At 72.2% G+C, this 12899-nt stretch carries 12 protein-coding genes and 1 riboswitch; of the genes, 7 read left to right on the plus strand and 5 right to left on the minus strand.

The features are described 5' to 3' along the window. Positions 1-91: 91 nt before the first annotated feature. The 3 genes from ACIA3K_RS00485 to gcvP all read left to right on the plus strand — a co-directional run bounded on the left by ACIA3K_RS00485 (position 92) and on the right by gcvP (position 5094). Entirely contained in the window at positions 92-1147 is a 1056-nt protein-coding gene (locus ACIA3K_RS00485) for a MerR family transcriptional regulator (protein WP_396798075.1), read from the plus strand. A gap of 44 nt (positions 1148-1191) precedes the next feature. Beyond that, on the plus strand, positions 1192-2037 hold the full coding sequence (locus ACIA3K_RS00490; protein ID WP_396798077.1) for an NAD-dependent protein deacetylase: 846 nt from the start codon (positions 1192-1194) through the stop codon (positions 2035-2037). Between the two features lie 63 nt (positions 2038-2100). Then, positions 2101-2197, plus strand: a riboswitch (glycine riboswitch). A gap of 74 nt (positions 2198-2271) precedes the next feature. Next, positions 2272-5094: an aminomethyl-transferring glycine dehydrogenase gene (gene gcvP / locus ACIA3K_RS00495; RefSeq protein WP_396798079.1), complete on the plus strand. Its 2823-nt coding sequence runs from the start codon at positions 2272-2274 to the stop codon at positions 5092-5094. A gap of 92 nt (positions 5095-5186) precedes the next feature. Here the strand turns inward: gcvP and ACIA3K_RS00500 are convergent, their stop codons facing one another. Beyond that, the gene (locus ACIA3K_RS00500; protein WP_234586185.1) at positions 5187-5387 is read right to left on the minus strand and encodes a DUF5999 family protein; all 201 of its coding nucleotides are present in this window, start codon (positions 5385-5387) and stop codon (positions 5187-5189) included. Positions 5388-5510: 123 nt separating this feature from the next. Between ACIA3K_RS00500 and ACIA3K_RS00505 the strand changes: the two genes are divergently transcribed. Both ACIA3K_RS00505 and def read left to right on the plus strand, forming a co-directional pair. Further along, a complete protein-coding gene (locus tag ACIA3K_RS00505; protein ID WP_396798081.1) occupies positions 5511-6698 on the plus strand; it encodes a chorismate-binding protein in 1188 nt (395 codons plus the stop codon). 28 nt (positions 6699-6726) lie between these two features. After that, positions 6727-7236, plus strand: coding sequence for a peptide deformylase (def, locus tag ACIA3K_RS00510; RefSeq protein WP_396798083.1), 510 nt, complete (start codon positions 6727-6729; stop codon positions 7234-7236). Between the two features lie 10 nt (positions 7237-7246). Here the strand turns inward: def and ACIA3K_RS00515 are convergent, their stop codons facing one another. Then, on the minus strand, positions 7247-8020 hold the full coding sequence (locus ACIA3K_RS00515) for an anion permease (RefSeq protein WP_396798085.1): 774 nt from the start codon (positions 8018-8020) through the stop codon (positions 7247-7249). A gap of 183 nt (positions 8021-8203) precedes the next feature. On the opposite strand from ACIA3K_RS00515, the gene ACIA3K_RS00520 reads away from it, so the two are divergent. Beyond that, positions 8204-8983, plus strand: a complete 780-nt coding sequence (locus tag ACIA3K_RS00520) for an endonuclease/exonuclease/phosphatase family protein (protein ID WP_355051053.1) — start codon at positions 8204-8206, stop codon at positions 8981-8983. A gap of 16 nt (positions 8984-8999) precedes the next feature. On the opposite strand, the gene ACIA3K_RS00525 is transcribed toward ACIA3K_RS00520, so the two are convergent. Continuing rightward, positions 9000-10010, minus strand: coding sequence for a tyrosine-type recombinase/integrase (locus tag ACIA3K_RS00525; RefSeq protein WP_396798086.1), 1011 nt, complete (start codon positions 10008-10010; stop codon positions 9000-9002). Between the two features lie 411 nt (positions 10011-10421). Between ACIA3K_RS00525 and ACIA3K_RS00530 the strand changes: the two genes are divergently transcribed. Next, positions 10422-11261 carry a hypothetical protein gene (locus ACIA3K_RS00530; protein WP_396798087.1) on the plus strand — a complete coding sequence of 280 codons (840 nt, stop codon included), beginning with the start codon at positions 10422-10424 and terminating at the stop codon, positions 11259-11261. Between the two features lie 83 nt (positions 11262-11344). Here the strand turns inward: ACIA3K_RS00530 and ACIA3K_RS00535 are convergent, their stop codons facing one another. Both ACIA3K_RS00535 and ACIA3K_RS00540 read right to left on the minus strand, forming a co-directional pair. Beyond that, the gene (locus ACIA3K_RS00535) at positions 11345-11935 is read right to left on the minus strand and encodes a DinB family protein (RefSeq protein WP_396798088.1); all 591 of its coding nucleotides are present in this window, start codon (positions 11933-11935) and stop codon (positions 11345-11347) included. 5 nt (positions 11936-11940) lie between these two features. Further along, entirely contained in the window at positions 11941-12744 is an 804-nt protein-coding gene (locus tag ACIA3K_RS00540) for an alpha/beta fold hydrolase (RefSeq protein WP_396798089.1), read from the minus strand. Positions 12745-12899 lie beyond the last annotated feature (155 nt).

Here is a 12899-nt window from a genome sequence, read left to right on the forward strand (position 1 = left end):
ACCGGCACCCGCCGGGCTTGACCTTGACCGGTGGGCAACCCCCAGGGTGGTGTGCGCCGGTCACGGTGACCGGCGCGAGGAGGAACCCGACGTGGGGTTGCTGACGATCGGGGCGTTCGCCCGGGCGGCGGGTCTGACGCCGAAGGCGTTACGCCTGTACGGCCGGGTGGGGGTGCTGGTGCCGGCGGCGGTGGACGCGGAGTCCGGGTACCGGCTCTACGACCCGCGGCAGGTGCCGCTGGCCCGGCTGGTGGCCCAGTTGCGTCGTATCGGCATGCCGCTGGCGCAGATCCGCACCGTGTGTGCTCTGGAGCCGGCGGCGGCGGCCGAGGTGGTCACCGCGTACTGGCGGCAGGTGTCGGTCGACACCGCTGCCCGCGCGCGGCTCGCCGCCCTCCTCGTGCGGGACCTGTCCGAGGGGAGCGCCACCATGTCGTCGATGAATGTTCGTTACGCCACCGGCTGTGAGACCGGGATCGCCCGCGACAGCAACGAGGACGCCGCGTACGCCAACGAGCGGCTGCTCGCCGTCGCCGACGGCGTGCGGGGGCCCGGCGGCGCTGCCGCCAGCACCGCCGCCATCGACGCGCTCGCGTCGGTGGACCTCACCGACGCGTCGGCGGTGGAGATGGTGGCGGTGCTGGCCGGCGCGGTCACCGACGCCGACCGGGCCGTGCGGAGGCTGGCGACCGACGAGCACCAGCCGGCGACGACGCTGACCGCGCTGCTGCGCAGCGGCACCCACCTGGTGTTGGCGCACGTCGGGGACACCCGGGCGTACCTGCTGCGCGACGGTGAGCTGTCGGTGTTGACCCAGGACCACACGTGGGTGCGGGCGCAGGTGGATCAGGGCAGGCTCGATCCCGCCGAGGCGGGCGCGCACCCCCAGCGGGCGTTGCTGGTGCGCGCGCTCGGCGGCGGTCGGCAGGTGGAGGCCGATCTGGCGTTGCGGGTGGCGCTGCCCGGTGACCGGTACCTGTTGTGCTCGGACGGGCTGTGGGCGGTCGTCGACCGCGCCGCCCTGGCTTCGATGTTGGGAGCGGGAGCCGACCCGGAGCGCACGGTGCGGGAGCTGATGGCCGCCGCGCGCGCCGCGGGCGCGCCCGACAATGTCGCCTGTGTCGTCGCCGACGTCGTCGCGGCGTAGGCGGGTGCTCGGCATCGGGGGGTGCGCTGAGGCAGCATGAAGGGGTGACGACGAGTGTGCAGGAGCTGGCCGCGCTGGTGGCCGGCGGTCAGGTGGTCGTGCTCAGCGGGGCGGGCCTGTCCACCGAGTCGGGTATCCCGGACTATCGGGGGCCCAGCGGGGTGGCCCGCCGGCACACCCCGATGACGTTCCAGGCGTTCACCCGGGACGCGGTGGCGCGGCGGCGGTACTGGGCGCGTAGCCACCTGGGGTGGCGGTTGATCGCGCGGGCGACGCCGAACGCGGGGCACCGGGCGGTGGCGCGGTTGCAGGACGCCGGCCTGGTCGACGCGGTGATCACGCAGAACGTGGACGGGTTGCACGGCGCGGCGGGCAGCGACCGGGTGGTGGAGCTGCACGGGCGTCTGGATGAGGTGACGTGCCTGGACTGCGGCAACCTGACCTCGCGCGAGGACGTGGACCGGCGGCTGCGCGAGGCGAACCCGGACTTCGTGGCCCGGGTCGCCGCGGTCAACCCGGACGGTGATGTGGATCTCCCGGACGAGCAGGTGGCGGGGTTCCGGCCGGTGGACTGCGGGATCTGCGGGACGGGGATGCTGAAACCGGACGTGGTGTTCTTCGGCGAGACGGTGCCGCCGCAGCGGGTGGCGCGGTGCTTCGCGCTGGTGGGGCAGGCCCGGGCGGTGGTGGTGCTGGGGTCGTCGTTGACGGTCATGTCGGGTCGCCGGTTCGTGATCCGGGCCGCGAAGCAGGGCATTCCGGTAGCGATCGTCAACCAGGGGCCGACCCGGGGTGACGGGTACGCCACGGTGCGCGTCGACGCGCCGCTGGGGGAGGTGCTGCCGGTGCTCGCCGAGCGGGTGACCGGCGCGTCGGCGGTGCCGGTGTGACAGCCCCCGCCGGGTAGGACATCTGCTGGAAACACCGGCGCTGGTAGCGTTGACCATGCCGGTACCACCCACGTGGGAGAGACCGCCTCGACAGCAGGGGCGGCGCCGAAGGGGCAAATCCTCCCCGGAACCTCTCAGGCAAAAGGACCTCGTGGGCAGGCACTGTGGAGCGCTCCTGCAGGGGTGTGACAGAGGGGGAGGCCGACCCGTCGACCTCGCCCGGGAGCGCCCCTGATGTCCGTAGAGCAGTTCGCCACCCGTCACATCGGCCCCGGCCCCGACGACGAGCGCCGCATGTTGGAGGTCGTCGGGCACGACTCCATCGACGAGCTGATGGACGCCGCGATCCCCGAGGTGATCCGCTGGCACGGCACCCTCGACCTGCCGGACGCGGCCACCGAGGCCGAGGCCCTCGCCGAGCTGCGGGCCCTGGCGGCCCGCAACACCGTCGCCGTCTCCATGATCGGCCTGGGCTACCACGGCACGCACACCCCGGCGGTGATCCGCCGCAACGTGCTGGAGGACCCGGCCTGGTACACGGCGTACACGCCGTACCAGCCGGAGATCAGCCAGGGCCGGCTGGAGGCGCTGCTGAACTTCCAGACGATGGTCACCGACCTGGCCGGCCTGGCCACCGCGAACGCCTCCATGCTCGACGAGGGCACCGCCGCGGCGGAGGCCATGACCCTCGCGCGCCGCGCGTCCAAGAGCAAGAGCCGGGTGTACGTCGTCGACGCCGACGCCCTGCCGCAGACCATCGCGGTGATCACCAGCCGGGCGGTGCCGCTCGGCATCGACGTGCGGGTCGTCGACGTCGCGCGGGACGAGTTGCCGGCGGAGTTCTTCGGCCTGCACCTGCAGTACCCGGGGGCGTCCGGCGCGGTCCGTGACCACGCCGCCCTGGTGCAGGCGGCGCACGCCGTCGGCGCCCTCGTGACGGTCGCGGCGGACCTGCTGGCGTTGACGCTGCTGCGGGCGCCGGGGGAGATCGGCGCGGACATCGCCGCCGGCACCACCCAGCGGTTCGGCGTACCCATGGGCTTCGGTGGGCCGCACGCCGGCTACCTGGCGGTGCGCGCGGGCCTGGAGCGGATGCTGCCGGGGCGCCTGGTCGGGGTGTCCCGCGACGCGGACGGCAACCCGGCGTACCGGCTGGCGTTGCAGACCCGCGAGCAGCACATCCGGCGGGAGAAGGCCACCAGCAACATCTGCACCGCGCAGGTGCTGCTCGCGGTGATGGCCGGCATGTACGCCGTCTACCACGGCCCGGACGGGCTGCGGGACATCGCGGCGCGTACCCACGCCATGGCGGCGCGGCTCGCGGCCGGGCTGCGCGCCGGCGGCGTGGACGTCGCGGACGTCGCGTTCTTCGACACCGTCACCGCGACGGTGCCCGGCGGCGCGGCGCGGGTCGTCGCGGCCGCCGCCGAGCGGGGCGTCAACCTGCGCCTGGTCGACGCCGACCGGGTCGGGATGTCCTGCGACGAGACGACCACCGACGCGCACCTGCGGCAGGTGTGGGAGGCGTTCGGCGTTGCCGCGTTCGACGGCGACGTCGACGCGGCCCTGCCGGTCGACCTGGCGCGGACGACCGACTTCCTGACCCACCCGGTGTTCCGCAGCCACCACTCGGAGACGGCGATGCTGCGCTACCTGCGGCGGCTGTCGGACTTCGACTACGCCCTGGACCGGGGCATGATCCCGCTCGGGTCGTGCACGATGAAGCTGAACGCGACCACCGAGATGGAGCCGGTGAGCTGGGCGGAGTTCGCGCACATCCACCCGTTCGCGCCGGACGACCAGACCGTCGGGTACCGGGAGATGATCGGCCAGTTGGAGTCGTGGCTGGCCGAGGTGACCGGCTACGACGCGGTGAGCGTGCAGCCCAACGCCGGATCGCAGGGTGAGCTGGCCGGGCTGCTGGCCATCCGCTCGTACCACGCGTCGCGGGGCCAGGCGCACCGCGACGTGTGCCTCATCCCGTCGTCGGCGCACGGCACGAACGCCGCCAGCGCCGTGATGGCCGGCATGCGGGTGGTCGTGGTGGCCTGCGACGACGACGGCAACGTCGACCTCGTCGACCTCGACGCCAAGATCGACAAGCACCGCGACGCGCTCGCCGCGATCATGGTGACGTACCCGTCGACGCACGGCGTGTACGAGACGGGCATCGCGTCGCTGTGCGCGAAGGTCCACGACGCCGGCGGGCAGGTGTACGTCGACGGGGCGAACCTCAACGCCCTCGTCGGGTACGCCAAGCCGGGCAAGTTCGGCGCGGACGTGTCGCACCTCAACCTGCACAAGACGTTCTGCATCCCGCACGGCGGCGGCGGCCCCGGCGTCGGCCCGGTGGCGGTCCGCGCGCACCTCGCGCCGTTCCTGCCCGGCGACCCGCTGGGCGCGCACGACGACGCCACCCCGGCGATCTCGGCGGCCAGGTACGGGTCCGCGGGGATCCTGCCGATCCCGTGGGCGTACCTGCGGATGATGGGCGCCGAGGGGCTGACCCGGGCCACCGGCGTGGCGGTCCTCGCCGCGAACTACGTGGCGGCGCGGCTGCGCGAGCACTACCCGGTGCTGTACGCCGGCAACAAGGGCCTGGTCGCGCACGAGTGCATCCTCGACCTGCGGCCGTTGACGAAGGCGACCGGCGTGAGCGTGGACGACGTGGCGAAGCGCCTGGTCGACTACGGCTTCCACGCGCCGACGATGTCGTTCCCGGTGGCCGGGACGCTGATGGTGGAGCCGACCGAGAGTGAGGACCTCGCCGAGCTGGACCGGTTCTGCGACGCGATGATCGCGATCCGCGCCGAGATCGAGCAGGTCGGCTCGGGGCAGTGGCCGGCGGGGGACAACCCGCTGGCGAACGCGCCGCACACCGCGGCGATGGTCAGCGGCGACGAGTGGCCGCACCCGTACCCGCGGTCGGTGGGCGCGTACCCGGCCGGGGTGGACCGGGCCGGGAAGTACTGGCCGCCGGTACGGCGGATCGACGGCGCGTACGGCGACCGGAACCTGGTCTGCTCGTGCCCGTCGCCGGAGGCGTTCGAGGACTGACGGCGGGCACGCCGGGGCGGGCGGTATCGGCCCGTCCCGGCAGCCGCTGTGCGGTTGGACAGCGACTCGGTGCGGTGACGCTGGGTGGTCGTTCAGGCCACGAGGGCGTGGCGGGCGGGGCCGCGGTGCGGTGCGATGCTGCTGCCGTCGGGGAGCAGCTCACCGGTGTCCTCGAAGACGATCACGCCGTTGCAGAGCAGGCTCCAGCCCTGCTCAGGGAAGCAGGCGAGGACCCGGGCGGCTTCCCGGTCGGTGGCTTCAGCTAAGGGGCAGGTCGGTTGGTGCTGGCACATCGGGTTCTCCGGACTGTGGGGGCACTGTGTCATGGTTCACATGACCAGTGACGCACAGTACCAAGCGAAAGTGTCCAGCATCGACCAGGTGTCGCCTTGGCTTACCGGAAATCCACTGAACGGATGAGGAAGATCGGACCATACGGCGTGGAAACGCTCCCACAGGTGCTGGTCGATGCGCCCGCGGCACCCGCCGGATGCCGCGACAGCCTCGTCGAACGCGCCCGACTCCAGTGGCACCTCGCCGACGGCGGCGACCCCGCCGTCCTCGCCGAGGAGTTCCTGGCCGCACACGGCCTGGACCTGCGCGACCTCAACCGACCCGCCGCACACGGCCCGGTCCTCTGCGGCGCCGCGCTCTACCTGTCCGCCGCCGCCGGGGCACAACTGGCCGGCGTACCCACCACCGCGCCCGAACCCGCGCCCACCCTGCCCGACCTCGCCGTCGTCATCTACGACCACGGACCCACCCGAGCACCCGCCGCCCCCGACGACCCGCCCTGGTGGCTCGGCCCATGGACCGAGAGCTGGACACCCGCCCAACACGCCGCCGCCGTCGACACCGTCCGCGCCGCCATCGGCCGCGGCGACATCTACCAGACCAACCTCGTCGGACACGCCGCCGCCCCCTACAGCGGCGACCCACTGCCCGCCCTACGCCGCCTCGGCGCCCTCCCCGGCGCCCGCTACGGCGGCGTCCTCACCGGCGACGGCTGGGCCATCGGCTGCGCCTCCCCGGAAACCCTCGTCGAAGTCCACGACGGCCAGATCATCACCCGACCCATCAAAGGCACCCGCCCCGCCACCGCCACCGGCCGCGCCGAACTGCTCACCAGCGCCAAGGAACGCGCCGAACACATCATGATCGTCGACCTGGAACGCAACGACCTCGCCCGCATCGCCCGCACCGGCACCGTCACCGTCGACGAACTGTTCACCGTGCGCCGCTGGTGCGACCTGTGGCAAGCCGAATCCACCGTCCGCGCGCACGCCGCCCACGGCCTCGGCCTCGCCGACCTGCTCCGCGCCACCTGCCCCGGCGGCTCCGTCACCGGCGCCCCGAAACTCGCCGCCCTCACCCACATCGCCGCCGCCGAACCCGTCGGCCGCGGCGCCAGCATGGGCGCCCTCGGCTGGATCGCCCCCGGCCGCATCGACCTCGGCCTGACCATCCGCACCGCCGCCGCCGACGGCCACGCCCTGCACACCTGGGCCGGCGGCGGCATCACCTGGGACAGCGACCCCACCGCCGAGGTCGCCGAAGCCGCCGCCAAGACCGCACCCGTACGCGCCACCCTGGCCGGACGCTGACACCACCACCGGCGATACGCTGACCCCCATGACCATGCGGCCCATCCGGATCATCGGCGACCCCGTCCTGCGCACCGAAGCCGAGCCGGTCACCACCTTCGACGCCGAACTGCGCGCCCTGGTCACCGACCTGATGGACACCCTGCTCGGCGAACCCGGCCGCGCCGGCGTCGCCGCACCCCAGATCGGCGTCAGCGCCCAGGTCTTCGTCTACGACGCCGACGGCCACCGAGGCCACCTCATCAACCCCACCCTCGAGCTGTCCGACGAACTCCAGGACGACGACGAAGGCTGCCTCTCCATCCCCGGGCTGTACTTCCCGACCGTGCGCGCCCTGCACGCCACCGCCCACGGCGTCGACCAGAACGGCGAACCGCTGACCATCACCGGCACCGGATTCCTCGCCCGCGCCCTGCAACACGAGACCGACCACCTGCGCGGCACCCTCTACGTCGACACCCTGCGCGGCGACATCCGCCGCCGGGCCCTGCGCGAGATCCGCGCCGGCCGCTTCGACTCACCCAGCCGCCGCAGCTGAACCCGCGCCCCTACCGGGCCGCCCACTGGTCGTAACCCAGCTTCGCCACCAACGCCAACACCACCACCAGCAACACCACCCGCACGAACCCCGACCCGCGACGCAACGCCATCCGCGCACCCACCACCGCGCCCGCGATGTTGCACACCGCCATCGCCGCACCCAACCACCACCACACGTGCCCGGTCACCGCGAACACCACCAACGCACCCAGATTCGTACCCGCGTTGACGACCTTCGCCATCGCCGACCCGTGCACGAAATCCGCACCCACCAACGTCGTGAACGCCAGCACCAGAAACGTGCCCGTCCCCGGCCCGATCAACCCGTCGTACAGGGCGATGCCCACCCCGGCCACACCGATCGCCGCCGCCACCCGCACCCGCGTCCGCCGCGCCGGCACAGCCACCACCCCCAACCGGGGACGCAGCAACACGAACACGGCCACCGCCACCAGAACCACCAACACCACCGGCCGGTACGCCGCCGCCGGCACCGCCCCAGCCAACGCCGCGCCCACCCCCGCGCTGAGCACCGCCACACCCGCCGCCGGCCCCGCCACCCGCCAGTCCACCTTCGTGCGCCGCGCGTACGTCGCCGCCGCCGTCGCCGTACCGAAGATCGCCGCCAACTTGTTCGTGCCCAACGCGGTCGCCACCGGCACACCCGGAGCCGCCACCAACAACGCCGGCAGCAGCAACAACCCGCCACCACCGACCACGGCATCCACCCACCCGGCCATCGCCGCGGCGGCCAGCAGAGTACTCAGCGATACGGCATCCACGGCCCGCAAGTCTGCCCGCCCGACACGGGCCACCAGCCCGCCAAGTGGCGCGACTCACCGCTCACCGGCCCCGCCTACGCCGCAACCACACCCCCCACGCACCAACCGCCACGAACACCAGCATCGAACACAGCAACAGCCTCACCACACGGCAACCCTGCCACGGGCACGTAAGGTGCAGGAGTGCGCCTGGCCACCTTCAACCTGCTGCACGGACGATCCCTCACCGACGGCCTCGTCGACCCCGACCGACTCGCCGCCGCCGTACGCGCCCTCGACGCCGACGTCCTCGCCCTCCAGGAAGTCGACCGCGACCAACACCGCAGCGGCAACCTCGACCTCACCGCCATCGCCGCCCGGGCCCTCGACGCGCCACACCACCGCTTCGCGGCCGCCGTCGTCGGCACCCCCGGCGAACGGTTCCGCCCCCTGCGCCACGACGACGACGGCCACGGCGAACCCTGCTACGGCATCGGCCTCATCAGCCGCCACCCCGTGCGCAGCTGGCACATCACCCGACTCAAACCCGCGCCCGTACGCTCACCCATCTACGCCCCCGGCCCCGGCGGCGGCCTCATCCTCCTCGACGACGAACCCCGCGTCGTCCTCGCCGCCATCCTGGACACCCCCCACGGCCCCCTCACCGTCGCCGCGACCCACCTGTCCTTCGTACCCGGCTGGAACGCCCGCCAACTCCGCCAGACCGTGCGCGCCCTACGCGCCCTACCCGGCCCCCGCGTCCTGCTCGGCGACCTCAACCTCCCCGCCGGCCCGGCCCGCCTCGTGTCCCGCTGGCAGCCACTCGGCCGCCGCCCCACCTACCCCTCCGGCCAACCCCGCGTCCAACTCGACCACATCCTCGCCGACCGGCACGCCCTCGACGCGCTCCCACCCGTACGGGCCGTCACCACGCCGACGTCCACCATCTCCGACCACCGACCCCTGCTCGTCGACCTCGGCTAGACCCCTGAGCCCAGGCTCAGCGCGGCCCGTCACCCTCCGCCGACACCAGAGCCGCCAACACCCGATGGGTACGACTAGCCCGGATCGCCTCGCGCTGCTGCCCGGCCGTCACCTCGATGTACGTCTGCGACGACGCCAACGAGGCGTGCCCCAACAACCGCATGATCTCCGCCGCGCCCGCGCCGTCCTCCGCCAACCGCGTCGCGAACGTGTGCCGCAACGCGTGCAACCGCGCCCCCTTCGGCACCCGGTCGCCGATACCCGCCCGCCGGTAACACGACTCGACCAGATACTGCAGACCACCACGGCGTAACGGCTCACCCCGCCGGTCCACCAGCAACGCCGAGTCGGGGCGTACCGACCGCGACCCGAAACGCCGCGCCCGACTCGCCAGATAGTCCACCAGCACCCGGTCCAGATCCGCCTCGATCGGCACCACCCGGGGCCGCCCGCCCTTGCCCGCCACCTCCACACGCCGCTCACCCGGACGCCCCCCCAGCGACCCCACCCGCAACGCCAGCAACTCCGACAGGCGCAGCCCGGCGCACAGCGCCACCGCCAACACCGCCACGTCCCGCTCCGGCCACGGGTCCCGCTGCCGCCCGTCGTCCCGCGCCACCGACGCCAGCAGCACCTCGGGCGTGTCCGCGCCGCGCAGCGGCTTCGGCTCGGGCAGGACGGCCCGGGGCCGATCGACCGCCGGCATCGGGTTGCCGGCCACCACACCGTCGGTCACCAGGAAGGTGAAGAAGCTGTTCCAGGTGGACCAGGCGCGGTGCACCGAGGCGGGGGCGCGGGGCGCGGCGAACCGGGCGAACGCCGCCCGCAGCACCCGAGGGGACAGGTCGGTGATCGTCAGCTCGTCGAGGGGGAGGGGAGTGGCATCACCATCGGCGACCAGGGCGGCGACGGCGTACAGGTCACGCCGGTAGGCCGCCAGGGTGTGGGGGGAGGGCTTGCGGGTGGCCCGAGCGGTCAGGAACTCCTCGATCAGCACCTTGAGCGATTCGTCCTGTTTGTCATGCATAAGACATATTATGCATGATTCTCGTGTTGCCCGAAAGGGAGGGGAGAGGGGGAGCAAAGGCGTCGCGGGTTGCCGATCAGGGGTTACCCAGGTCCAGGACGCGAGCCGAGACGACGATGGCGGCGGCGCAGCTCGCCCATGCGTGCTCGATCCAGGATGGAGTGGTCTCGGTACGCGGTGGAGGCCACTACTTCATGGTTCGAGCACGATCATGACGTTGCGGGATCGCCGGGCTGGGCCGCCCACCCGGTGCGGCGGGCGCGGCTGGTCGGGGGTGGGCCTTCCGCACCTCACTTTACATAATGTGCATTATCGAAAGTGTTGCGGCACCCGGAGATCGACCCGGTGGGCTAGCGTGTCGTCGATCTACTGGGGAGATTCCCCGCAGCCTTGTCGGAAAGAAGCGATCACTTGTCACTGTGGAAGAAGACCGCCGTCGTCGCGGTCTCGGCGCTTACGGCGCTCACCGCCTCCGCCTGCGGCGTGGCGACCGGTTCGTCGGGCTCGTCCGACGCGCCGAAGCAGACCAGCGTCCTTGAGCTGCTGGCCAGCGACCTCAAGGGGTCGTTGCAGAAGACGATCGACGCCACCGACAAGAGCGACTCGGTGACGCTGACGATGACGGGAACGACCGGCGGCCAGAAGATCTCCATGCAGGGTGTCCTGGATCTGGGTGACCCGGTCAAGGCCGAGATGACGATGGCGGACCCGAGCGAGGGTCCGACCACCGTCCGGTTGATCGGGACCGCGTTCTACGTCGAGGTGCCCGCCAAGGACCGCTCGAGCATGGGCGGTAAGCGCTGGCTGAAGATGGACATGGGCAGCATCGGCCAGCAGGCCGGGATGGACTTCAGCAAGCAGTTCGAGGACATCGACCCGACCAAGCAGGTCAAGACGCTGCTCGCGTCGCAGGGCGTGACGGTCGTCGGTGAGGAGACGGTGAACGGGGCGCGGACGGTCCACTACACCGTCACCACTCCGGTGGCGACGCAGCTGGCGCAGGTCGACGCCAAGCTGCGGGACGCTGTCGAGAAGCAGTTCACCGCCGCGGGCGTCAAGGAGGTCAAGGTCGACCTCTGGGTCGACGAGCAGTACCGGCCGCGTCGTGCGGCCACGGTCATGGGTGCGATGGGCGACTTCGTGGTCGACTACACCGACTACGGCAAGGCGGTCACCATCGAGACGCCTCCGCCGGCGGAGACCACCGACTTCGCCGAGATGTTGCAGGGGCTGAAGGGCACCGACAACTGATTCCAGGCGGTGTGACTGCCCTGCCGGTGCCCGATAGCACCGGCAGGGCAGTGTCGTTTCCGCGGCCTTCTCCCCCAGCTCGGTCAGTCGAACTGGTCGGCCAGCTTGCGCAGCTTGTCGACGTACGCCGGCCAGTCGTAGTCGTCGACGATGCTGGTGCCGTCCTGCCGCCACCCGATGGCCCCGTCGTGCTGCTCGCGCATGATGTCCAGGTGACCGGCGTGCCGGGCGAGGTCGCCGCTCACGTGCATGATGATCCGGGCCAGCGTCACGTCCTGGCGGCCGGGTTGCCACCAGGAGACCTGCCCCGGCGCGTCGAGCGGTAGTTGGTCGATCGTCTCGTCGGCGAAGGCGCCGACGCGGCGGTACAGGTCGATGAGGCCGTCCTTGGTCTCGTTCTCGTACGCGTACCAGTCCGCCTGCGGGTCGTCGTCGAACGCGCTGAGCGGGACCAACTCCCGTGGTGTGGGGAACTCGCGGCCGAAGGTGGGTCCGAAGTAGGCGGCCTCGACGTTGAGGCAGTGCTTGACGACGCCGAGCATGTTGTTGCCGGTGGCGGTGCGGGGCGTTCTGGCCTCGCGTTCGCTGATGCCGTCGAGTTTCCAGATGAGGTCGTCGCGGTTCCTGCGAAGGTAGTAGTGCATCGCGGCCTTGGTGTCGCCCAGGTCAGCCATGGCGGTCATTGTCGCGTACCGGCCTCAGGTTGTGGGTTCCGGCGGAGCCAGGCGTGGGTGTGGGCGCGGAGCAGGGTTGGTTGTTCGAAGGGCAGGTAGTGCCCGGCCTGGTCGACGGTGGTGTAGGTGCCTCGGGGGTAGCGGCGCATGGCGTGGAACTGGTCGGTGAAGCCGACGATGCCGTCCTGACGGCCGGTGAGGACGCTGACGGGCCCGTCGAAGGGGGTGTCGGCGGTCTCGTCGGGGAGCGCGTACCCGGGGCCTGTCCGCAGTTCCTGCTGGAAGGCTTGGTCGCCGGGGCCACCCGTGTCGAGGGCGCGCAGGACGGTGGCGACGACGGTCGGGGTGCGGTGGCCCAGCGCGGTGTCGAGGTGTGGGCGCAGGTCGGTGGGCGCGTCGTCGAGCCAGCCGGTGGGTCCTGGCGGCGGGCGGTGCTCGGGCAGGGTGCGGCTGGCTGGCGCGATGGTGATGCCGGGGCAGACGAGGAGGAGGCCGCGGACGAGGTCGGGGCGTTGGCGGGCGACGCCGGCGGCGAGGTAGGCGCCGTAGGAGGCGCCGGCCAGTAGGGCCGGTCCGTTGATGTGGTGGTCGAGCCAGGCGCAGATGGTGGTGAGCAGCGCCTGGGAGGTGGGCGGGCAGGTGGGTGGGGTGTCGCCGTGGCCGGGCAGGTCCAGGTACGTCTCCCGGAGGCCGGTGTGGGCGAGGGCGGGGTGGAAGGCGGCGGCGGTGGCGGCGCGGGTCATGCCGAACATGGGCAGGCACACCACGTCGGGGCCGGTCTCCGGTGAGCGGTCGGCGGCCAGGGTCATTCTGGTCCTTCCTGGGGTTCGCGGTGCGCTGTGGGGTCATCTTCCGTCGTGGCGCTGTCGCCGACCTCACGTGGGCCGCTCGCGGGGAATTCCTCCGGTGGTACGCGCCGTTGTCCGTTCGGAAGATCAGGTCCACATGATCGGATGGAAGTGTC

This window comes from Micromonospora sp. NPDC051543, from assembly GCF_044454415.1.
GTDB lineage: Bacteria > Actinomycetota > Actinomycetes > Mycobacteriales > Micromonosporaceae > Micromonospora.